This window comes from Acidithiobacillus sp. IBUN Pt1247-S3, assembly GCF_041146875.1.
Classification (GTDB): Bacteria; Pseudomonadota; Gammaproteobacteria; order Acidithiobacillales; family Acidithiobacillaceae; genus Igneacidithiobacillus.
Map to the genome: position 1 here is coordinate 1 of NZ_JBFRXP010000028.1, position 21,944 is coordinate 21,944.

The following is a 21,944-nucleotide window of genomic DNA, read 5'->3' on the forward strand; positions in this document are numbered from 1 at the left end:
AGATCTCCATTGGGAAACTCCTTTGCTCGTATGGTGAGGGTGGACCCCCACTATGGCACATCCTGCTCTATAGGGTGGAGGCGTCCATACCATTGCTTACACTTGGTTAGCGGCTTGAGCGATGTGAACGAATCCACAATAGCCGCAAAGACTTGTTGTAGAAATACTACAAAGACGTTTGAACGGCTGTAACGTCGCTTGTGACAGTTACCATTGGCCAATTAGAAATCGTGAGCCGTTGTAACGGCTTTTCGGAGGGGAAAGACCGTGAGAGGCTTTCACCCTCTCATGGATAGCCCCCAATCTCTGGTGAAGATCGCTTTCACCTTGGGTACGCGAAACCACTAAAACCTATCTCTATCTGACGACTTTTCTGTATTCTATTGCGGAATCCTGTGGTTACTGCGAAAGAAACAGGAAAACAGCCTTTGTCTATAGTTATATTTATAGACAAAGGCTGTGTGAGTATAGCTTAATTATAGACAAAAACTGTGTTTGTCTATAAATCTTATATGTATGTATTTGGTGGGCAAAAGGTCTAAACAGTAAGATCAGAGGGGGCGGAGAAGGTGAACTTGGTGAGAGGCAATGTTCGTAGCAAGCCATGACAAGGCGGTATCATCGAGAGGTTTGGTGAACACAGATAGGCGAGTAGAAGCATCTAGCACAAAACCATCAAGAATAGTTTGTGAGGCATCAGGATTGATGGACCTGATGCGAGTCAAGGCGCGATGGAAAGCGACGGCACGTTTAACGGTGCCATAGCTAACGGCAAAGTGATCAGCGGTAATTTCCTTGGATCTACCAGAATCGGGTACATGGTGATCACGAACATGAAGGTAGTAATTCGCAATGACCAGGGTTGCGGCGATACGGGCGGCAGAGCGGGCAACAGCCAGATTCTTGGAGCCATAAGGCTTACGTGCTCGGGTCTGCATAGCTGTATTCAGATATTGCTTCACAGATGCTGAGATTCGCGGGAGTCCTTTCGAAGTCTGCGGTTGTTGCTGTGGTTCGCTGACATCGGGGGTAGTCTCTGCTTTCGGTGCGGCTGGTGTGTCAGTATAGTCGCTGGCGGCGGTATTCTGTGGTGCTGTAGGAATGCAGCCGAGGGATACGTCGAAGAGGGTGCTGGGGATAGGTCGTGGGTCAGGTTCACCGCCGAGCCATAGGCTCATATCAAACTGAGTTTGTGCCTTGAAAGCCTTGATAGCGTAGCGGATAGCGAGGGGTCTGGTGCAATCGTATATGGATTGTTGCAGGTCTATGGTGGCGTTGAAGTTCTGGATCAGTTGCGCGGTGATGGGGAAGTCTACAGCGGAGGGATGGCATGCACCGGAGGTAGAGGTCTTGGGCTTTGGTTCGCTGGAGCCTGAGAGGTTGTAGTTACCCGTCCGTCGGATAGAAGGCAGGACGACATGGAACACCCAGTATTGAAATGTTTTGGCTTCTTTCTTGGTACTGGTCATGATGAGTCGCAAGAGTCCGGGTTCGTTGACAAGATTGATGGCTGTGCCGGGTGCGTTGTTGCTAAGCCCTTGTTCGACATGACTCCGCAAAATACGCATGGTCATTTTTTCGTCGGCATCCAGTCGTGATAATGCTCGGCTAACCTGTTCAAGTCCAAGAACCTTGCACACGTCGGTAGCGACCCACCAGGGTTCCCCATGCTCATCGGTGATGACGCGAACGGCTTTTTTGTTAAATGCGAACGGAATGATGTTGCTGGTATTCATTAGTCGCCCCTAAAATATTCATTTTACGCCTACGCGAGGCTATAGGAGCGGCCAGTTCGGGGTAGCGCGTCATCGACGAACACCGACGCGGTGACAGCCACGGCCATGGGCCTGAGGGTCCATTCCAACAGCCAGTGTAAGGCGCAAAAAATGGTGGACAAAAAGGGAATGCCCTTCTGGGTGATTATCCGCAGCAGCCAGCGGATGATGTAGCCCGCGGCGCAGAGGACAGTGTGCAGGCAATCGCCCAGGGATTCTTTGAGGGGACAGCGGTCCATCCGGTGATCGGCTTTGAGGTGGCCGACGAGGGGTTCAATGGCTTGTCGGCGGCGTAGCGCGCGTTTCTCCTTGGGGGGTGATCCTTCGGGCTTTGCCCCGATGGATGATGCGTACCTCGGGATTGTCGGCATCGACGCCTCGATAGCCCAGGTCGACAAAGACCCGGTCCGGCTGGATCCCCTGGTCCTGCATCAGGATCGTGGTCTGGTCGAGTTGCTCGTGGAGGGTGTGGCCATCGTAGGGGTTGCCCGGACATGCCCCGGTGCCGCTATCTTTCCAGCCAGTTTTCCACGTTGAGGCCACGGATGCGGCGGAATTCGCGCGTATTGTCTGTCACTAGGGTGAAGCCGAGGGCACAAGCATGCGCGGCGATCAGCAGATCGTTCATGCCGATGGGCTGACCCGCCGCTTCCAGATCAGCGCGGATACCGCCATATTCGGCGTCGGCCGGGATATCCAGAGGCAGCACCGGGATCGTTTCCAGGATGCCCTCTATTCTGGTGAGCAGCTTGGCCGAGCCCTTCTTTGCGCAGCCATAGCGCAGCTCAGCCGCGACGATAATACTGGTAAAAATCTCTTTCGGCCCGATCTGCTCAATGCGGTGTGCGGCGGGTCCATCGGGTCTCCAGATTACATGGCTGATGATGTTCGTGTCCAACAGATAACCACTCAAAATAGGTTCTCCGGCTGGGCTGGTGTGTCATCAATGGCGGGGAACTGATCTTCCGGCCCTAGCGGTGGTTCTTTCCTCCATTCGGCAAGCAGTTCGACGACGTTCGTTGGCCTGGTCACTGGCTCGATGATGAGCTTGTCGCCTTCGCGATAGATCATCACACGATCCCCTGGAAATTCGAACTCCACGGGAATCCGCACCGCCTGGCTGCGGTTGTTGCGAAACAGCTTGGCTTCTTTGGGTCTGGGTGGCGTCGATAGGGTAGACATGGCATAGCCCTCTTGTGTATATGCCATATTGTATATGTCAGGCTGCGTCGCATCAACCAAGCGGGTAGTTTGCGAATGATCGTTGTCAAGGGTATCGAAAGAAAACGGATGCACGACATACAAAAGATGAACCTCGTGCCTGGCCCATGTAAGCACAACCTAGAACAATCGCCGCTCATCGGGGATATTTCCTTGACGAAGTGGCCGCAGGTAATTATCGGCGGGTATCTGCTTCTGTGCGGTGGGTAAAGATGGTCGATAGCCTGCCAGAAATGGTTCAGAAGACCCTTGTTTGGCGCGAGCCTCAAACGCTGCCAGAGGGCAGGGAATAGCCTTCCACGCGATGGTGATGGTTTTGCTGCTCTTGTCTAGTGACGTTGGGACCGAATAGGTCCCGACGCTGCGAGCCAGGAGAGCGAAGCGAGGGCGAGTAGTACCCAGCAGGCAACGCGGCGAACTGTATCCGCCGAAACGACCGCGAAGCTGGGAGTGTAGGCGAGTGCTGTGCCGCATGGTTGCCGACAAGATGTAATGGATGCCTCCCCCTACAGGACGGGCAGTGGGGAGATCCAGAAGCAGGGAGTCCTCGCTTGAACCGAGCGGCATCAAAGTGCCAAGGTGGAAATTCATCCACGAAATGGTCTAGGAGGACTCGGTATGCAGACTACTATTTAGGGGCTGGATTTGGCAAAGCGGGTGATGCAGTTGCATTGGGTGGACTGGGAGACGGGCGAGATTCACCGCAAACAGATCAAGCGCCAGAGGCTGTCGGAGTTCTTCGCCAATCGGCAGCCAGGCATGATCGCCATGGAGGCCTGTGGCAGTGCCCACTACTGGGCGCGGGAGTTGGGCAAGCTCGGGCATGAGGTGCATTTGATTGCCGCACAGTTCGTGCGTCCCTTCGTCAAGACCAACAAGACGGATGCGGCAGACGCAGCGGGTATCTGGGAAGCGGTGCAGCGGCCCGATATGCGCTTTGTCACGGTCTGTCATGGGCCGGCCCAATGGAGCCACCCGGGGTCGGCCTAATGGCGCCACGACAAACGGGCTAAAAAGGGCTCTCGAACGGGTCTAAGGATGGGCGATTTTGGCCTCTCTCACAACCCGCGATTTTGGGGCTATTTTGCGGCATTCCCGGGAGCGGTCTGGGTTCCCGATAGCTCTCTCCCTCCAAGATCAGTCGGTAGGCGCCATGGCGTAAACGGTCGATGGTGGCTACCCCCAGCATCCGATTCGCCGGGAAAACCTCTCCCCACTCGCTTAGGTCCAGATTGCTGGTGAGCAGGGTGGTCACGCGCTCATAGCGCTCTGCGATGAGATCGTGAAAGTCTTCATCATGGGGACGGTGCAGAGGCTTGAGACCGAAATCGTCGATGATGAGTAAGCTGACCGTAGCCAATTGTCGGAAGCGTCGTGCATAGCTGCCGGTGGCTCTGGCGGCATGCAGCGAGCCCAGCAGGGCATTCTGGGTAATAAACAGGACATCCACGCCTTGGCGAATGGCGCAATGGCCCAACGCCTGGGCCAGATGGCTCTTGCCGGTTCCGCAGGGGCCAACAATCAGCACCGGTGCCCGCTCTTGGAGATAATGCCCGGTCGCGAGATCGTGGACGAGGGCACGATTGACACCGGGTAAGCGATCAAAGGCGAAGTCTTCCAGCGTCTTGTGACTCTGAAAATGCGCTTGCCGTATCCGTGTATCGAACTTCCGCTGATCTCGGCGGGCCACCTCATCTTGCAGGAGGAGGGCTAAAAACTCGGTGTAAGCCAGCTGACCGTCTATGGCCTGACGGTTACGGGCTTCCAGAGAGTCCAGAATGCCGGATAGACGCAGGGTACTCAGGGTATGACGCAGTTCTTGGGGTTGCATGGGTAGGTTCCTCAATGAAAGAGTTTGCTGGGGTCTCGCAGGAATCGTCCGTCGCGGCGGGTGTATACGCTGCTGGTTTCCCTCTGTATCGGATCGTTGGAGAGCGGTTCTTGATCGAGTCCTCTCTTCAGAATCTGAGCGATGGCCCCATAGCGCGGCGTGCCATAGCGCAATGCGCGTGCGCAAGCGACCTCCAGGCGTTCTGGGGTGTACTTCTCGCGTAGCCGAAGGAGGTTCTGGGCAGCTCGGAGATTGACCAGGACGCGATCGACAAACAGTTGATGGACGACGCCATGGCAGTGAGGACCAATGGCCTGGGCCATCCGTAGGCACCATTGCAGGTCGTGGCTCTGCCAGGCTTGTCCTTCTGGTGGCAGATGGTCCGTCACGGTGGAGAACGTCCCTGGCTGGGTGAGTCGGGGATGGGTAGCTATCAGAGCATGCTCGTGATAGACCCGGATGGTGGTGTCTGTGGCGCGTAACCAGAGGCGTTGTCCAATTAGGTGGTAGGGGACGGAGTAATAGCCCTTGGCGTACTGGACATGGGCATCTCGATGCACCTTGGGCTGGCTCCACTCCGAGAGTTGGACTGGCGTATCCGGCAAGGTCTGTAGCAGGGCTTTCTCTACGGCTGCAAACTGATGGAGGGGCCGCACCTGGGTCGTGCCATGCACCCGGTTCCCGACCAGTACAATCCACTCGTGCAGCTGTCGGTTGGCATCATGGCGGTCATGGAAGGTCCGTAGGGGCAGAAAGGACCGCTTGATGAACTTGACCCCCGACTCCACTATCCCCTTCTTGGCAGGGTCATGGGGCGGGCAAGGGTCGATACGAAAGCCATAGCCTTCCGCACACTCGGCATAGGCACGCTGCACCGCGGGATCATTGATGCAGGCCTTGGTAATAGCGCACTTGGCGTTGTCGATGATGACCCGTTGCACGATGCCCCCGAAGTGCTGGAAGGCGTGGCGATGGCACGCCAGCCAGGTGAGAACCTTCTGGTCCCAGACGATCTCGGCATACTGATGCCGTGACCAGCAGAGGGTCATGACAAAAAACCAGGTCTTGCGTAGTTCGCCGGTCGTCGGATCGGCCAGTTCGGGGCCAGCCCCGAAATCGACCTGGGCGGCCTCACCCGGAGCAAATACCAGGCGCATGGTGGCCTTGGGAGGGGAAGGTGGCGCCCAGTGACGAATGGCCCGCTTGACGGCAGAGTAGCTGCCGGTGAATCCATGATGACGGACCAGTGCGGCGTGGATGGTCGTACCCTGAATGCCTTCTGCAGCCCATTGCGTAATCTGCGTCTTGAAGGCGGCCACGGAGGACGCCTGAGTGGTTGCGGGTACACGTCGTTGTAGGACCGAGGCCAGCACCGCATCCACTGGCAGGGGTTGCTGGGAATCCAGCCAGCCTTGCGCCGTCGCATCTCGACGCAGTGCCCCTAACTTCTTCCGGCCCATGAGGCCCGACCGGGCAATGTCCCGGTCACTATCTCCCTGGCGCATCCGCACCAAGATCTGACGAAGGGTAAACATCTCGAATCTCCTGTTGCTCATGGTGACCTCCTCGAAAAGTAGAGAAGGGTATGAGTCCAATCGAAGTTCGAGAGCCCAGATTCAGGCCGAAAGGGTGGCGCCTTTACGGTGACCCGGAAATGGCGCCATATGGGTGGCCGCTGACACGGTCAAAAGTGAAGAGCAACAATCGGTTCTGGCGCTGCATCGCATGCGCGAGCAGTTGGTCAAGATCCGGACGATGCAGGTGAACGCGATTCGCGGATTGCTGTATGAATTTGGGGTAGATCTTCCCCAGAGGCGCGAGAAAGGGGTGAAGGAAATCCCCGGCGCGCTTGCGGCACTGGAGGGGAGAATCTCTGCTATGGCGCTGGAGACCTTCCGCCGTCAGCTCCAGCGGCTGGAAGAGTTCGACCAGGATATTGCCGATATTGAGAAGCGCCTGACCCTATGGAAAAAGGACCAGGAGGCCGTGACGCGCTTGATGGCGATCCCTAGCGTAGGCTTGCTCACAGCCACGGCGATATTGGCCACGGTAGGCGACATGCGATCCTTCCGATCCGGGCGGGAGTTGGCTTCCTTCTTAGGCTTGGTCCCGCGACAGAGTAGCACCGGAGGGAAAGTGCGGCTATTTGGGCATCAGCAAGCGGGGTGACGTCTATCTGCGGTCCCTGTTGACCCATGGGGCACGAGCCGTGGTCAACCGGCAGAGCAAAAATCGGAACCCCTGGATCGACGCGTTACGCAGTCGGCGACCGCACAATGTGGTCGTCGTGGCACAAGCCAACAAGATGGCCCGAACGATTTGGGCCTTGCTGGCCAGGAATCGGCAGTATGACCCGAACTATGCGTCCACGGTTATGGCCGGTCCTGGCTACAAACGGATGTCGCCAGACTTCGGTGTGGCGAATTGCTCGGGCTTACGATTGCGCATCACCGATTAGTGAAAACTTTTCACGTCCTTATAGCGGTACTTAATCAGGCCCAGAAGCTTCTTGAGACGGGCTTCCTGAATGGCACACATCATGTGTGTGCTGGCCATCGAATGCTCACTCCGTCCGGCAGCTCAAGTTCAAGTTTCGGGTCCAACTCTCGGTCCGACTCAATTTTTAGCAGGTCGAGTGGAATACTCCATTCATCTGCGAGTTGCGCTTTCAGTTCCTTAACTGTGAAGCCACGGAATGACAACCGCCACACCCGCCCTTCTGGGCTATCGTTTTTACTAAGCAGACTGCGTCCCCCAATCGTCAGCGCTTTCACGATGGGTGGAGCACTTCGCTTAACGCTCATCTCCACGACCACTTCCTGCGGTGCGGTGGAAGGTACAAACGGAAGCTCGTCACGATATGGTTCAAGCGTTCGCTGTATGAATAGAATTGCAGGCTCGTACTTCTTCACCGTTTGGATGGCCAGCAACTTCTCTAAACACCTCCCCTTGATCTTGCCGGAGCGAAATTCACCAGCGGAATTGAAGTAGACCTCAAAGAACATCCCGTTCAATAGGTCGAGCGCCCGCTCGAGTGGAATGGAAGCCAATTCCTGACGCAGCTTGTCCAAGAGCGCAACCGCCCGATTCTCATTTCCACAAGCGCACTGATATAGATTTCGGCCCAACACGAAGGCCTCGTTGGCGCTGACCTTAACCCAATCGAGTTCAAGTACGGCCACGATAGCCGGGTTCTGCTGGTACCAGTTGTAGGTCTTCATTGCCTTAATGAAACCCGCGATTTTGTTTCCGTTCTTTAGCGGAAAGTCCACATCTGCCTTGGCTTCGTCAGAGTACGAAAAGGCTTGCTTCAGGCGTACACCGGCCTTCCGTAGTTTCTTGGAGATGAGTTCGGCCAAGGCCGCGGGTGAACGACCTACAAGAGTAATGTGCCCAGTTGTTTTCAAGAGACCAGGCACTTCCACAGTCTCATCAAAAAAGGCGGGCAAGATGTATTCGCGGCTTTCGGTGAATGCGCGAGCTTGAGCACTCTTGCGCTCGTGGTTCGTCCACAACTTCTTGCGATATGCGTCGGAGACGAACATGACAGTGAAGATGGCTCGATTCTGGTAGACATCACTCAGATGCGTATATAAATCCTTGCCCCACAAATCGACTTCCTCGAACTTGTCGTAGAAGACATCGACACCTTCGGCTTGCAATGCCTTGGCCACGGCATCGACATATTCACGATCTTCGCCGGCAAAGGACAAGGCAACATGAAATTTTTTTGGCACTTCAGAAGCCTCCATTAAGAGTTGCCTGACCCAGACGAGGGAGGAGGGCTTCTCCTCACCCCATCATTCGGTTCGAGTAGGGCGCGCAGATTCGCCCGTATTGTTGCGGCAACCGTTGACGTAGGCATTCCGTGTAGCCGGCTGAGCGCTTCGACCACTATGGCAACATCGGCAGGTTTAGACGGGCGATCGCCAGTCTTTGTGAAGGGGCCATCGGTCTCAGTCAACAGCCTATCGAGCGGAATCAGCGCGACCATAGATGCATGCCGCGTATTTTCCAACATGGCGGCGTTTATCGAAAAATAACACCCCAATTCGAGAGCGCGCTGCGCTTCCGCCTTGCTGCCGGTGAACCAGTGAAGTACGGCCTTCCCCTTAGATGGAGGAAAAAACGATTCAATATGGTCAAGCACAGTCTTGGCAGCTCGAACGCTGTGAACGGTGACAACCTTCCCCCCCGCGTCAGCACAACGCTGAAGAACGTGTTGAAAGACTTGCTTCTGCAGGTCCAGGGATTTATAGAAGCGCGGACCCGCATCAAGGCCGACTTCACCAACGTAACGCGCCTCCGACAGGTAGCGATCCCATAGTTCAAGTTCGCCTGCACGCTCCGCGACCAATTGCGGATGCAGCCCAAGCGCAGCTCGGACATGCTTCGTGCGCTGCGCGAGTTCGTGATTGCGTGGCCACGCTAACGGTGTTGTTGTCACCGCGAGGGTGAATACGCCAGCCGCATCTGTCTCCCTGACCGCAAGAGCGTGGTCTGGGTAGAGATCGACGTGGCAATGGAAGTCCACAAGACCGGCCGAAGGAATCATGATCGCATCCTCGTCAACTCGGTCTCGCTTCGACACCATTGATCAGACGCTCGACTTCACCAAGGCCTCGCCGATAGACATCTGCCAGCTCAATGAGATGAGCCGACTCGTCCGCGAGGGAGCCCGGCTTATGAATCAGTAGACTCGCAAGCTGCGGTCTTGCTCGCAGGCGCTCAATCGCGTACTGAAATGATCTGATCTGCTTTCCTGTCGATTCGCGCGTGTCCAACGGCTGTGCGTGTAGGTCTTCCACGGTGTATGTCGTCGCGTCACCTCCGACACCCCATGCCGTAGTCAGGGCAGCACGACGGATCAGGCACGGAAGGCAATAGCCGCAGTGTTCTATGCCAAGTCCTTGCCACCGACCTTTAGTCGGGGATGAACACGACAATGAATCGGTTGCCAAATTCTTCAACAGTGTGGGATTCCGACAGTTTGCGGCCATTTCGCCCTTCGTCTTGTCCCAGTACGGGTTTCGAATCTCGCCGTCTATGCCGAGTATGCCCAGCAGGTCGTTCCACCTAGCCATGTAGTAAGGATGCGTGGTGCGGGTGCTGTTCGATCCGAGCCGTAGTGGGTCCAAGGGCACATTCAGAGCAATGAGCCCGTTCTCAGGCACACGCAGAATGAAATGGCGTCCCAACCCTGTACCGGCGAATACCCCGAGCGCGAAGAATAGGAACGACCTACCGCGCGTGCTGTTCTCTGAACCGACATCTTCTACAAGTCCATCCACAAAGGTCATTCCGACCCGCAGGCGCTCGAAGGACGATTTGTTGAAGTGCTTCTTTAAACCCGCGAACAACTTGCCCTGCGCGTCGCTGGTCGCGCCTTCGCCAAAATGGCTGACTAACAAGGGTGTGGCGCCACCCTCCAGTAGGTCAATGGCGCCAATCAAACTGTCCAGTCCCCCTGAAAACAGGCTGAGGGAATCAAAAGGTGGAGCGATCAAGCTCGGAGACGCCGCCTCGATGATCGTCGCGAATCGAATCGGACGAGCCCTGAACCCAATCACCCAGCGATCACCGGTCAAAAAGTCCAGCGCTTTCTTCAGCGTTGGTCCTGCTGCGGCCCAGCGAGCAGGATCGCTGACCGGAACGACTAGGCGAATCTCTCGCGTCCAAGAATCCTGAGACTGCTCGGCACGGGAGATGCGGGTATCCGCTGCGTGGACATGAGCAGCCAACACTAGCAGATCGACGCCGATCTCAGAGGGAAACACGCCGATCTTCTTCAGGCTCGTCAGCGCTCCACCGATACCATGATCCAAGGACTTTTCGCCGGCGAAGAGTTGTAGGTACGTCCTCTGTTCATCGGTACCAACTGCAACATCGAGACTGTCGTCAGGCCCGAAGCGGCCTGCTAAGAGGTGTCGCTTCATTGGTTGGCCTCCGCATCACCAAGGGTTTGCAAGATCGCGAAGGCGGACTCGTACACGGCGTCTACGAAGAGCTGAATTCGCTCGGGCGAGAGATTGGGAGTCTCCGCCCGGGCCCGTGTCAGCGCGTCGCTCACTCCGCCACGGATGAAATCGCGCAACTGCTGTTCGACGCGATGCGCAGCTTGCGCGTCTGTTGGCATGGTCACGGCCTTGGTGCCGATGTCATTGCATATGCGTGCTTCTATCGCGTGAGTGGCGTACAACTCGAAAACCGTTTGCATCTGATCCGGCGTAAACGTGGTTAGATCGGTTAGCCCTTCACTTGCCAGTTCAACGATGGTCTCGATGTATGCCTCGCGGGCAATTCCTTCATCCACGGTGCCTGCACCCGGACAGATGTAGTCGGCCAAGCCCACGAATATCTCGGTGATCGGACGACCTGCCAACGACTCCAAGTCCAGCGCACGCAGCGCCTCGCGCACACCACGCGCCTGCGCATCAGCCAAGAAGCCAAGAAGTCGTGCGCCGGCCCCACGAGAGGCGCCCATACGTTGGGCAGCCTGGCGTGCGCCGCCGGCAGATGTTGAAACGTACTTTGATACGGCGCGCCCCAGACTGGCCCGATCGCTGCCGCCAGAACCGGCGAATCGGGTGAAGCTGTTGCGCGCGCCCGAGAAGCGTTGCGGGTCCGCCGTTTTCGGAATGGGTGGCTGGTTTGGTGGTGCAGGGGGCGCAGCGCCATCTGCGGGAGGCTGGCCATCGGGGCCTGCGCCCGCACCGGCAGGGTTGGGAGGAGCGTTATCGCCATCACCGCCGCCCAGCCATGACGGGACGAGCGGGGTTCCGCCGCCAGGGCCACCGTAAGCCGTCGAGGTTCCCATCAGCGAACTCCCTTCACGTCCTTAAGCGCCGCTTCGGCGCTGGCCTTCAGGCCGGGGTTGTTGGTAGCTTTGCTCCAATCGCCCAGTAGCTTCGTCAGGCGGGCGGCGCATTCAGCATCTTTGATAACGCCCTGCCAGCCGCTGACGGCCCAAGGGCCACATTTGCCACTTGGCAGCGCCTCCAGGAAATCCATCAACCGGGTCTGCAAGCTAGACTGCGCCTTCACGAGAACCACCAGGCCATCGATACCCGGCGGCTTGGTGTCGAAAGCGCCGGTACTCATGATCTTTGTACGCACGGCCTCGAACACCTTCTCCGCTTCGGGTTGCACGAGCTGCTTCAACTCGGCCTCGTAGCTTTGAACAGTCATCTTGCCGCCGAACAGCTTTTCCACCACACCAGCCAAGTGCCCCAGCACCGATACCGGGCCGAAGTAGTCCTTCTTATCCTTGGTAACGAACAAGTAGGGGCGCAAATCGATACCCGATAGCTTCGGAGACAAGCACGCCCAGTCGCATATCGTCTCAGAGGACCTCCACTCAGCCAACACGGCGTTGTTAGGCATGGATGCTGGTTCGACGGACTTCTGCTCCTTCCGCTCACCAGCTTGAGGCTCCTTACCGTCAGCCGTCGCCAAGTGCTTTTCTAGGGCATCGAGGTCTTCACAAAATCCGTGCGGATGGACCGCTGCGACAAACGCGATCTGCTCGAACAGCCGTGGTATGAAGCGTTCCGCGAGCATGAGCTTCGCGAGTATGGGCAACTTGATGTCGTCACCGAATCCGCGCGCTGTCGCAGTGCGCTCGCGCAGCAGCAACGTATTGAGGAAACGTTTGATCTGACGGGGGTTGCCTTTCGCGCCGCTTGCCAGAATGGGGCCGATTTGATCGCTGAGTGCGAGCGCGTTATTCGCCTTCTCGGCCTGCTTGCCTAGCGCTGTCTTGATGGTCGCAGAATCCAAACCACCGCTGGTCCAAGGACGTTTCAGCTTCTCCCGCGCCACGCTGATCAGCTTCGCGTAGTCCCCGTCGTCCTCACCGATTTCGGCGCCCGCCAGCAGCAACGTGACATAAATCCGTGTCTCGGTCTCGCCCAGTGCCGGAATGCGGAACGGAACCTGGATGAGTTTTTCGAGGTAATTGCGCGCATAATCCCGCGGCCCGGTACTGTCAGGCAGATCGGGGAAATGCTTGCGCAACGCGTACTCGATCATCGCCTCGTCGGCCGCGACGACAAATGCGGTACGCGCAGTAAAAACGAACAACCGAATGGCTTCGAGGGTTTCGATGGCGGTGTCAGGCAAGCAACGGTCGAGGTCATCAATCAGTACGACAAGTTGCTTGATACCGGCGTCCTTTAGAAGTCGGTCAAACGCCTTGCGGAACGCCTCCACTTCCTCCGGCACGTTTTTGGACTCGCCCGGTTTCAGCACAGCCTTCACCTCGTCCACGGCTGCCGTGAGGTTTTCCTTCGTTGCAATCTTGGCCGGGTCCGCCACCAACGCTTCGAGCGAGCCGACGATGGCTCCAATTTGGTCAGGTGTTGGTATGCCAGTGAAGGCAGTCATCGCCAAACCGCCAGCCCTCTTTGCTACCTTCAGCCAGTCGATCCGGCTGAACACATCCTTGACGGCGGCCGCAGCTTTGGTCAGGGCTGGGCGCTTTTCGACCAAACCTGTCACTATTCCTTCGATTAGGGCGATCTTCGCGTCCTCGAATCCCTGGAATCGCCAGCCGTTGAACTTCAGGCACAGGACATCGTCCGTGTTGGCGAAACCCGCCTCGATCATTTCGAGCACGCTGGACTTGCCCGCTCCCCAATCGCCGTGTACTCCGATCGTTACCGGCTGGTCGGGCTTCGCGCGAAGCAGCCCTATGATCGTGGTGGCAATGGCCTCGTTATTCAGCAGATCAACCTTGGTTTCGTTGTCGGCTAAGATCATTGGTTTTCTCCCTGTGCATACAGCGTCGCGCCGGCTATGGCGTCCTTGGGCCGCAACAATGCGGCTGCACCCAATCCCACACACTGGCGCAACCGATCGTCGTCCAAGTTGTTCAGGTCGTTAGTGTTGCGCACGCCAGCAGACAGCAGCGCCAGGTATTGGCCTCGCGTCAGTCGCACTGAAACCTTGGTGAGTGGCAGTGCGTCGGCGGGCAAACCGAATTCGAGCCGCTGAAGAATTTCGTCCAGACCTTGAAGAAAATCAGGTTGATCGGGGAACAGCGTTGCCAGAATCTGATGCGCGGAACGCAGATGAAAACGAGTCGCGTCGGCAATGCCGATGATGTTGCCGTAGCCGATGGCACCGCCAAAGGGCGTCGTTGAGTAACGCTTCTCCAGCACATCGACGGGCGTCCCCTCAATCCAATCATGCAGTAGCGCGGCACGCTTGCATCGTGCCCAAAACTCGATCTGGTCACGACAGTACCGCTGCAGCATTTGAGGCATCTGGTGCCCGAAGCGCTGTGCCGCCTCTCCAGCGCGCACGCTTTCGGATTGCCCCTTCTTCATGACCGGCGTATAGATGGCATCCAGTTCATCCAACACCTGGACCATCGCGAGGATGTGGCCGGGCGGTGTCTGCGCGACGTTCAGACGCCCCATCAATTCGACCAGACGCAAGCTCGACTCGAACGACAGGGACGAAGCACCGCACGCGCGCCCAAGGAGCGTTAGGTGAATGAGGTCGCCTTCGCGCTCGGCAAGCCCCGCCTGCAATAGGCGATCAACCAGAGCAGTCACGTCCCGCTCCACCATCGCAACCCATTGCGGATTCGCGCGAGATGCCGAGTACCCTCCGAAAGTGTTGACCAGCAGGCCCGGGATTTCGTCAGCACGGACGCCGCGCACCTGACTGAGCAGACGCAGCGTCCATGTCGGCAGGTCACGTTGCTGGAAGGAAGACCTTACGTCTTCAGGGATACCCAGCACATAGCGCTGGAAAAGCTGCGCACGTTCCATGGGCGTGTCCGCCAGGATGATTGCCTTGCCGGCCTCATTAAAGCCGAGTCGCCCAGCGCGACCTGCCATGTTTTTGTACTCGGCCACCGTGAACTGCCGGCCGTCCTCGCCGACGAATTCGTTTTCGGCGAGCACCACCGTCGAGGCCGGCGTGTTGATGCCGGCGGCCAAGGTCGTGGTGGCGACCAGAGCATGGATGCCACCCGTGGCGCTGCGATATCCTCTCTCGACCGCCTCGCGCTCAGCCCTCAGCAAATTAGTGTTATGGAATGCGGTGCCGCCGGCCAGGCATTCTCGCAAGTCCCGCGATGCGCCGGTCAGGTCTTGGGTAGGGAGTGCATCCAGGACAGTGCTGGCCCGCGGCAGGCCAAGTTCCTTGGCGAGGTACTTCGCGCACCCCTGGGCCGGACCACGCATGTTGCGGAACACCAGTAGCTTCTCGCCCTGACCCACAAGTTGCTGCGCCAGAGGCACGATCACGTCCTGCGAACTGGGTTTGTCGCGACGCTGCACGATGCGATGCGAAGGCAGTAAAGCCTCGGTCTTCGTAGCCCCGTCGGTATCGACGTATTGGAATGTTCCTCGCCGGTCAAGAACGCCTTCGATCAACGGCACGGGCCGCTCGCGCGACAACAGCAGCGGAACACCGAGCCAGCGATCGAAGCTATTCAGATTGCCAATGACTGCGGACAAGATCACGAGCTGCGGCTCGATGCCATGCTGTCGGGCCCGCAAGAGCAGGGAAAAAATCAGCTCGACCGTGATGCCGCGCTGCGGGTCCGTGATGAACTGCCCTTCGTCCAGCACAACCAGGCCGAGCTGACTCATTAGACGAGGCGAGCCCAGCGCTAGGTTGAGGAAGGTCTCATAGGTAAAGAAACCCAGGTCATAGCGCCCAGCTAAAACGGGCCCGATGCCGTCGGTGGCATCCCCACTGCAGCGGACCACGCGCAGTCCTGCGGCCGAGTAGCGCTCAGTGAACTCCTCGAACTTCTCGTTGACGAGCGCTCGGTAGGGCAACAGGAATGCCGCCTTCTTGCCGGACGTGACCGCCTGAATCGCCGCCACTTCGCCGACCATCGTCTTGCCGGAACTTGTCGGCGCAACAACCAACAAAGAATTTCCGTTGAGCACGCCGAACTCGTTGACCGCCTTGAGTTGCAGCGCATTTAGGCCCTGTGGAAAGTCGGTGGCCCACCTCTCGACAATCTCGGGCGGGAAGCCGTGGGCGGAAAACTCCGCAAACGATCCCGACATTTGATGGACAACTCTTGCAGGAAAAGCCGCAGCGTAGTTGTCGCCGCGCTTGAGCGCCGGGAACGTCAGACCACCCTGCACACTGCCCAAGAATATGGGCGTTTGCGTGACGCTGATTCGCTCAGCCTCCACACGCGCCAGTCGGATGATCTCCCCAGCAATCTCAGGAAAACTGACTGAGTCGCCTGCCGTGCAGGTCAAAGCCTCAATCACGGCGTGGGTGAGCAAGCCATGCCCGGTGCCTGGCTGTTCCCACGCGGATTCATTCGTCGCACAAGCGGCCAGAAGGATGCGGCCTTCGCCATAGATGCCTGTAAGTGCGAATGCGTTGCGCGGGCGTGCCACTGTCTCTAGCACCCGCGCCGGCGCCTGGCCGCTGAAACAGCAATCGAGGATGCATAGGACAGCGCGGGCCTTGGTCGCCTTGAAGGCGTCCGCCAAGCCAGCCATCGATAAGGCTGTCCCTGCCAGGTCGCCCGCCTTCGTGTCGAACAAGACCAAGTTGCCATCCGGAGATCCGTGTCCCGCGAACGTGATAACCACCACGTCATCTGAACTTGCGGCGGCCAAGGTGCCGAGCATGGCACCTGACACTTCCGCGTGGGTTGCAGCCTGGTCCACGAGCAGGCGGCCACTCAAGCCTTCGATCGTATCGGTGAACAGTGCCCACAGGGCCGTAGCATCGCGTCGCGCTCCGCCCAGCTCGGGTATGGAGGTATCGAGATGCTTGTTGATGCCTACGAATATCGCCTTGATCGCCATACGTGCTCCTCATCCGATCCGGGCAAGGAGTTGTTCGATCACGTCACAGGCCTGCCGCTGCCGTAACGTCCTCGCCTCACGTTGCTCTGGCTCGTCGCCTTCGCCCAGCTCAAACTTGGCGACCGACACCGGACCGTCCTTGCGATAGCTCTCGGCTTTCTCGTCGCTTGCGAAGCGGCTGCGCAGGATCGCCAGAGAGGCATCGACGATGGCGCCGTGCTTGCCGCTGCACTCCTTGTGGAAAGCCGCAGCCACGGCATCCAGTCCTTCGGATGCGTGTTCAATGCAATAGATCAGATCATGCGCATCCTTGCGTTCGAAGCGCTGATCGAACGCGAACGACTTCAGGCAGGTAAAGCTGACTAGGTTGGCATGCTTGACCTGTTCCGTCGCGATTCCGTTGCCACCGAGGAGTTCAGCTTGGATCTCGGTGACTTGGTGGAGGTCAAAAACGATGGACGAATACGGAATATTCATTGCGGAGATCGTGCCTTCGGTCGGCAATGGCTGTACCTTGCCACCAGCGATGTCCGGTGCATCCGCTAGCAGTTCCAGCACCATCAGCGCGCCATGTTCAGTTCGGGTCTGCCAACGCCAGGAAAGCTCCGTACCAGCGCTGTTTTCAGCTCGCTCGAACCCCATCTTCTTGAGGTTATCTTCGAGTGTGTGATACGCCTCGGTATCTGTCAGGATTTGCAGGTCGATCACGATGTCCACGTCCAGAGTGCCTGCGTGCGCCGGCACTACCGGAGGCCGCGCGGCAACGAGATATCGCGGCGTGAGTCCCCCGATCAGGTAGACCGATTCTTTCCACGGTCCGAGTCCGCGCAACAGCGTTACGAGGACGCGTTCGCAGTCCACGGTGTACTGGTCGCTGTAGCCGTCTAGCGTTGCGGGCTTTGCCATCAGAAGCCGATCCGTTCCTTGCGAAAGTGCTCGGCCATTTCTTTGGCGCGGCCTTCGCCGCGCAGCAGGTCGAGGTAGATCTGGACCGGACTGGCCAGCCAAACACCCCCGACGTTTCGTCGAAACAGCAGTTCTCCCGCCGACTTCGTCTCGATGACCGCGAGGTTCGCCCCTTCATTGACGACGCGTGCACCCAGCTCAGCCATTGCCGTTTCGGCACTGGTGCTGGGTAGCAGTCGAACTCGCACCTGTGAGATACCGGACAGGAAGGGGGCGTAGCGCTGCGCTGCGGCTTCGTAGCTCACCGCGTAAGCGACCTGATGCGCATCGAATATCTGACCGATCCGTTCGATCAGTGCATCAGATTTCAATCCGCGCACGAAATATCGGCGCAGCACTGGCGCGCGTTGTGTGGCGAGCTGCTTTGCCCAAGCATTGAGCAACGCATCTGGCTCGCGTAGGTGCCGCTCCTTGCTCGGCCCCTGTCCTCGCGACACCAACCAGTCGAACCGCTCCAGTTCACTCAGCACATCCGAGGCCGTGGATGGAGCCACCTGCGCCCGTTCGGCCACTTCGGTAACACCAAACCATTCCTCGTGATTGACCAGGAGCGCGTACAAAACCTGGGCACGCCGCCCGGAGAAGAGTGACCGCACCGACTTTTCCAAAGTCTTCGGAGCGGGCTTGTCGATGTAGACGTAAGCACCGGCGGCCGACAGGAACAAGCTTCCGCCGCTATCGAAGTAGCCGATGCGCTCGGCTCTGAGCAATTCTTTCGCCCCTGGTGAGAGCGACTCGGCGATCAGCAAGTGCTGCACATCGGCGGAGTAACTATGCTGCAGCGACTTCAACTGCCACAACACCTGGCGCACATCTCGTGGATAGACGGACTTCTTTGCCTCAACCAGCAAGACAATCGATTTACCGGCGACGTGCAGATCAATCTTCGCGTCGACGCGACCAGCGGCTTGAACAGCAGGTTCCGACTGAGTCAACTCGGCATGCACGTCCGGCAACTCCCGGAGTGAATCCAAGAGCTGTTCGATCAGTGCGTGTTCCACGAGGGGCGATTCGGTCATGACGGCCGTTATTTCCTGTTCAGCGAATAAGCGCACTATACCGAATATACGACATAAGTGCCATATTCGCTGCACAGCGAATTCCTCTTCGGGGTAGCTTGGTCATCCCGGCTACTGCCGTCGGGCTCGCGGGCTGCGCCCCGCGCCTCGTACCTCGTGCCGAGTCGCGGCCATCCGGCTTTGATCCCTGACGCCTCCGGCCCTTGAGGGCCTGCGCGCTGCGCTTGCCCATCCATCGTTTCTGCGGGAGGGGTGCGGGTGGTCTTGCTGTTCCCTTCACCGTATCACGGCGTTCTCGCCGTCAAGGACTGCGCGCGCCTTGCGCGCTTGCGTCCTGGCGGCCGTCTTCGACCCATGACTGCTTGCGCTGCGCCGTGCTGGCGGCGGTTTGGGGCAATTCCGCCCAAGCAACCGGAGATCGTCATGAACGACAAATCACACGTTTCCCTCGAACAACACGTTTGCCTAGTCTGCGGCAAGGCGTTCGATACCGGCGCCATCCTGCTGGACAAGCGCCTGCGCGCGGGCATGGAGCATCATACGACGACGGGCTGGGGCCTGTGCCCCGAGCATCAGAAGCTGTCTGATGACGGCTTCGTCGCGCTGGTCGAATGCGATCCGCAACGCAGCGGTCCGCACGGCGGGCGCATGAAGCCCGAGCAGGCGTACCGAACGGGGCGGCTGGCCCATCTGCGGCGCACAGTGTTCGTCCAGATGTTCAACGTACCGATCGACGACAAGCATGCGTGCGTGTTCGTCGAGCCCGGCGTGATCGACCAGTCGCAGTCGATGGTGGTGCCGGTTGCGAGCTGATCGCACCGCGCTAGCTTCGGTGATTTCGCGTTTTCAGGAATCAGCGCAACGAGAGGAATACCTGGGAAATACTGTACGGCGTGATCGGTGATACCGATTCCCCGGCACCACTCCACCATTTTCTGCAACGTTTTGGTATTTAGGTGCGATCCCATAAAAACCCAGACATCCGCATTTTTGTGAGGCAGTGCTTTTATCTGGCGATCCTTTATGCTGTCGGCATTTTCGATCACCGCAAAGCGTAGCGCAGGGTACCGATCGGGCAAAGAAGCAGCCCAAGCTGTTTTGCCGCTGGCGTGGGTTTCTACAGTCCAGATGGCGAGAAGCGGGGAGGACTCAGGTGTGCTCACCTTGCCCCCCGTGGACGGCGGTCCAGTCTTCCACAACCAGACCGGACACTAGGCTAAATGCCTTGTCCCGTGTCACCAAGACCGTCTGACCAACCATCAGGTGTTTCGCGTGTGCCGCAATCATCATGTCCATTGGCGACAGTGTGATGCCGATGCGTTCGCAGGCTGCGCGTAATTCGCCGTAAGTTTCCGCTGTGCCGGAGCCCCATGGCAATATGGTTACACGCGCCAGAAACTCCCGGACCCGCGCCGTGAGGCCATGCGGATGTCCGCGCTTGGCAACCCCATACAGCAGTTCAGCTTGTGTGATTACTGATACCGCCACCCGTTCGATTGGCACCGCGACCAGACGTTCCCGCACTCGCGGAATGTCACCCTTGATGATGTGGCTGGCGATGTTGGTATCCAGCAGATACAACATCAAACGTCCCCAAAGGGGTCATGGTTCTGGTCCCCCTGGCAGCGGTCGGATTCGCTCATGAAGTCTTCCGGTACGTCTGTCGTCGCATCCAAAGCGAAGAAGGCTTCCCAGGAGCCGGGTCGTCGCGACAAAATCACGTCACCCGTCACCGCATCACGGCGAATATAGACTTCCTTGGCATCAAAGCGATATTCCAGCGGCAAACGCACGGCTTGGCTACGCCCGGTGGTAAAGATTTTGGCTGTTTGCATCAGATCCCCCTGCTGTCCACCATGGTCGATACATATCATGAAGCATATCAGGGCTGCTTCGGGCGGCCAAGAAGAATAACGAAATTTTGACAACGCCAAGCAGGAATGTCCCCTTTGGGCAGATCAGGTAGGACCCGAAGCGGAGGGTGCTTGGGTGGTTTGGGCGTAGCGTCGCCAAGGGTGGTCTGGGGCTGCTGGGGAGGGGTGGCAAAGCGGGCGTTGTAGTCTGCGAGGAACTCGGGCAGAAAGGCGTTGGCCGTAGCGCTGTCGGAGATCCCGCGCAGGCGCAATTCCTTGACCAGGCGGTCTTGCAGGGTCTGGTTGGCACGCTCGACCCGGCCCTTGGCTTGGGGCGTGTGGGCATGGATGGGCTGAATATCCAGGACTTGCAGGGCACGGGTGAACTGCGTAGGCGTTCCCTCCTGATCAGGATGGTTGACCCGGAAGACGCTGTGCTTATCCGAGTACAGAGCCACCGGGCGACCATGGGTACTCAAGTACCCCTTCAAGGTCTCCAGGTACGCATAGGTGCTCTCCGCCGGGACGAAGCGCAGGGCCCATCAGGCGGCTGGTCGCATCGTCGATAAAGACCAGCAGGGCAGCGTGGGCCTCGGTCCTCCGACAAGCTTATTCTACCAGAAATGCTTACAGATTGAGGCCTTATTATCTATTCTATCCCCGCATCCAATCGCGGGGTTCGGGTTAGTCAAGGGATTTGCAGCATTTTGTGGCCATAGTGGAGGTCGGCACCCATCAGAACCACAGTGGCCAGTAAGGAGGCGACGAAGGCATATAGATAGGGAGAGGCCGGATTCACCGTAAACAAAAACCCCATCACCAGATTGGAAATCAGTTGGCCGATGCTGCGGGATACGGACAGAAATCCCATTCCCCGCGAGAGGGTGTTGGATTTGACCAAGGCGGATACCAAAGTGGGTTCGAAGGTTTCTACCGCGCCCATGCCCAGCCCGAGTATGGCAACGGCACCATAATAAGCCAGTTCTGGCATCCCCAATAGGACACTTAACGCCATGAACGCCGAACCCAATGCCGAAGGTAGGTAGCCGAGTAACCAGAGCGGGCGCAGCGGGGATAATCGCTGGACGCCGAGGGTATAACCGCTTAGCGCGGAAATGCCCAGGTACACGACGTAGATGCCGACACCTGCGGCAAAGGCGAGAGTGCTGGGGTGAGATCCTGTGGCCGTCAGAATGGGATAACCGAGATTGTAAAAGCTGAAGCCGTAGAGGGTGGCAGCGACTAGCAATAATAGGAATAGGGAATGCGATCGGGCGATAGGAGCTGAAGAACCTGCTCCTGAATGTAGTGGGGTACTGGCAGGGTAGAGGGTCTGGCGTTGCACGAAAAGCACCAACACCGTGGAGATCAGGAGCGGAGCACCCGAGTTCGACAGTTCAACGGCAAAAATCGTCAAATTCGTAATGCCACCCCAGCATTCATAGGGGTTTCAGCGCCTATTTTCGAAAACGTCTGTGGTG

At 58.1% G+C, this 21,944-nt stretch carries 18 protein-coding genes and 4 pseudogenes; 3 read left to right on the top strand and 19 right to left on the bottom strand.

Going from position 1 to position 21,944, the window contains the following annotated elements; all coding sequences use genetic code 11:
* Window positions 1-551: 551 nt before the first annotated feature.
* From AB4090_RS13790 to AB4090_RS13810, 5 genes and pseudogenes are all read right to left on the bottom strand, one after another.
* The gene (locus tag AB4090_RS13790) at window positions 552-1,736 is read right to left on the bottom strand and encodes a Bro-N domain-containing protein (protein ID WP_369574469.1); all 1,185 of its coding nucleotides are present in this window, start codon (window positions 1,734-1,736) and stop codon (window positions 552-554) included.
* A gap of 170 nt (window positions 1,737-1,906) precedes the next feature.
* Window positions 1,907-2,264 (bottom strand): annotated as a pseudogene (locus AB4090_RS13795) (IS5/IS1182 family transposase); the annotation flags it as partial.
* A 19-nt stretch (window positions 2,265-2,283) separates the two neighbouring features.
* Window positions 2,284-2,688, bottom strand: coding sequence for a type II toxin-antitoxin system VapC family toxin (locus AB4090_RS13800; RefSeq protein ID WP_369574470.1), 405 nt, complete (start codon window positions 2,686-2,688; stop codon window positions 2,284-2,286).
* On the bottom strand, window positions 2,685-2,984 hold the full coding sequence (locus tag AB4090_RS13805) for an antitoxin (RefSeq protein WP_369574471.1): 300 nt from the start codon (window positions 2,982-2,984) through the stop codon (window positions 2,685-2,687). Before AB4090_RS13805 ends, AB4090_RS13800 begins: the two co-directional genes overlap by 4 nt.
* Window positions 2,985-3,116: 132 nt before the next feature.
* Complete coding sequence (locus AB4090_RS13810; RefSeq protein WP_369574472.1) at window positions 3,117-3,563, bottom strand: hypothetical protein; 447 nt, start codon at window positions 3,561-3,563, stop codon at window positions 3,117-3,119.
* 93 nt (window positions 3,564-3,656) lie between these two features.
* Here AB4090_RS13810 and AB4090_RS13815 point away from each other — a divergent pair.
* A pseudogene (locus AB4090_RS13815) lies at window positions 3,657-3,938 on the top strand (IS110 family transposase); the annotation flags it as partial.
* Between the two features lie 67 nt (window positions 3,939-4,005).
* On the opposite strand, the gene istB reads toward AB4090_RS13815, so the two are convergent.
* Together istB and istA are read right to left on the bottom strand one after the other, a co-directional pair.
* On the bottom strand, window positions 4,006-4,827 hold the full coding sequence (gene istB / locus AB4090_RS13820; RefSeq protein ID WP_369574473.1) for an IS21-like element helper ATPase IstB: 822 nt from the start codon (window positions 4,825-4,827) through the stop codon (window positions 4,006-4,008).
* A gap of 11 nt (window positions 4,828-4,838) precedes the next feature.
* Window positions 4,839-6,383: an IS21 family transposase gene (istA, locus tag AB4090_RS13825; protein WP_369574474.1), complete on the bottom strand. Its 1,545-nt coding sequence runs from the start codon at window positions 6,381-6,383 to the stop codon at window positions 4,839-4,841.
* A gap of 127 nt (window positions 6,384-6,510) precedes the next feature.
* Between istA and AB4090_RS13830 the strand changes: the two are divergent.
* A pseudogene (locus tag AB4090_RS13830) lies at window positions 6,511-7,192 on the top strand (IS110 family transposase); the annotation flags it as partial.
* Window positions 7,193-7,364: 172 nt separating this feature from the next.
* Here the strand turns inward: AB4090_RS13830 and AB4090_RS13835 are convergent.
* Genes AB4090_RS13835 through AB4090_RS13870 form a run of 8 tightly spaced genes read right to left on the bottom strand, consistent with a single transcriptional unit; the run spans window position 7,365 to window position 18,610 of the window.
* The gene (locus AB4090_RS13835; protein WP_369574475.1) at window positions 7,365-8,579 is read right to left on the bottom strand and encodes a toll/interleukin-1 receptor domain-containing protein; all 1,215 of its coding nucleotides are present in this window, start codon (window positions 8,577-8,579) and stop codon (window positions 7,365-7,367) included.
* Complete coding sequence (gene qatD, locus AB4090_RS13840; protein WP_369574476.1) at window positions 8,579-9,382, bottom strand: Qat anti-phage system TatD family nuclease QatD; 804 nt, start codon at window positions 9,380-9,382, stop codon at window positions 8,579-8,581. Before qatD ends, AB4090_RS13835 begins: the two co-directional genes overlap by 1 nt.
* A 13-nt stretch (window positions 9,383-9,395) precedes the next feature.
* Window positions 9,396-10,763, bottom strand: a complete 1,368-nt coding sequence (gene qatC, locus AB4090_RS13845; RefSeq protein ID WP_369574477.1) for a Qat anti-phage system QueC-like protein QatC — start codon at window positions 10,761-10,763, stop codon at window positions 9,396-9,398.
* On the bottom strand, window positions 10,760-11,644 hold the full coding sequence (gene qatB / locus AB4090_RS13850; RefSeq protein WP_369574478.1) for a Qat anti-phage system associated protein QatB: 885 nt from the start codon (window positions 11,642-11,644) through the stop codon (window positions 10,760-10,762). The genes qatC and qatB overlap by 4 nt, the downstream gene beginning before the upstream one ends.
* Window positions 11,644-13,587: a Qat anti-phage system ATPase QatA gene (gene qatA, locus AB4090_RS13855; RefSeq protein ID WP_369574479.1), complete on the bottom strand. Its 1,944-nt coding sequence runs from the start codon at window positions 13,585-13,587 to the stop codon at window positions 11,644-11,646. The genes qatB and qatA overlap by 1 nt, the downstream gene beginning before the upstream one ends.
* On the bottom strand, window positions 13,584-16,625 hold the full coding sequence (locus tag AB4090_RS13860; RefSeq protein WP_369574480.1) for a DEAD/DEAH box helicase: 3,042 nt from the start codon (window positions 16,623-16,625) through the stop codon (window positions 13,584-13,586). The genes qatA and AB4090_RS13860 overlap by 4 nt, the downstream gene beginning before the upstream one ends.
* Before the next feature lie 9 nt (window positions 16,626-16,634).
* Window positions 16,635-17,531, bottom strand: a complete 897-nt coding sequence (locus AB4090_RS13865) for an antitoxin (protein ID WP_369574481.1) — start codon at window positions 17,529-17,531, stop codon at window positions 16,635-16,637.
* Window positions 17,531-18,610 (bottom strand): type IV toxin-antitoxin system AbiEi family antitoxin, encoded by a 1,080-nt coding sequence (locus AB4090_RS13870; RefSeq protein WP_369574482.1) that lies wholly within the window; start codon window positions 18,608-18,610, stop codon window positions 17,531-17,533. The genes AB4090_RS13865 and AB4090_RS13870 overlap by 1 nt, the downstream gene beginning before the upstream one ends.
* Before the next feature lie 423 nt (window positions 18,611-19,033).
* Between AB4090_RS13870 and AB4090_RS13875 the strand changes: the two genes are divergently transcribed.
* On the top strand, window positions 19,034-19,423 hold the full coding sequence (locus AB4090_RS13875) for an ATPase (protein ID WP_369574483.1): 390 nt from the start codon (window positions 19,034-19,036) through the stop codon (window positions 19,421-19,423).
* 336 nt (window positions 19,424-19,759) lie between these two features.
* Here the strand turns inward: AB4090_RS13875 and AB4090_RS13880 are convergent, their stop codons facing one another.
* The 4 genes and pseudogenes from AB4090_RS13880 to AB4090_RS13895 form a co-directional block, all read right to left on the bottom strand.
* Window positions 19,760-20,194, bottom strand: a complete 435-nt coding sequence (locus AB4090_RS13880; RefSeq protein WP_369574484.1) for a type II toxin-antitoxin system VapC family toxin — start codon at window positions 20,192-20,194, stop codon at window positions 19,760-19,762.
* Window positions 20,194-20,445 carry an antitoxin gene (locus AB4090_RS13885; RefSeq protein WP_369574485.1) on the bottom strand — a complete coding sequence of 84 codons (252 nt, stop codon included), beginning with the start codon at window positions 20,443-20,445 and terminating at the stop codon, window positions 20,194-20,196. Before AB4090_RS13885 ends, AB4090_RS13880 begins: the two co-directional genes overlap by 1 nt.
* 206 nt (window positions 20,446-20,651) lie before the next feature.
* Window positions 20,652-21,064 (bottom strand): annotated as a pseudogene (locus AB4090_RS13890) (hypothetical protein); the annotation flags it as partial.
* Between the two features lie 87 nt (window positions 21,065-21,151).
* Window positions 21,152-21,880: a hypothetical protein gene (locus tag AB4090_RS13895; RefSeq protein ID WP_369574486.1), complete on the bottom strand. Its 729-nt coding sequence runs from the start codon at window positions 21,878-21,880 to the stop codon at window positions 21,152-21,154.
* Window positions 21,881-21,944: the final 64 nt, after the last annotated feature.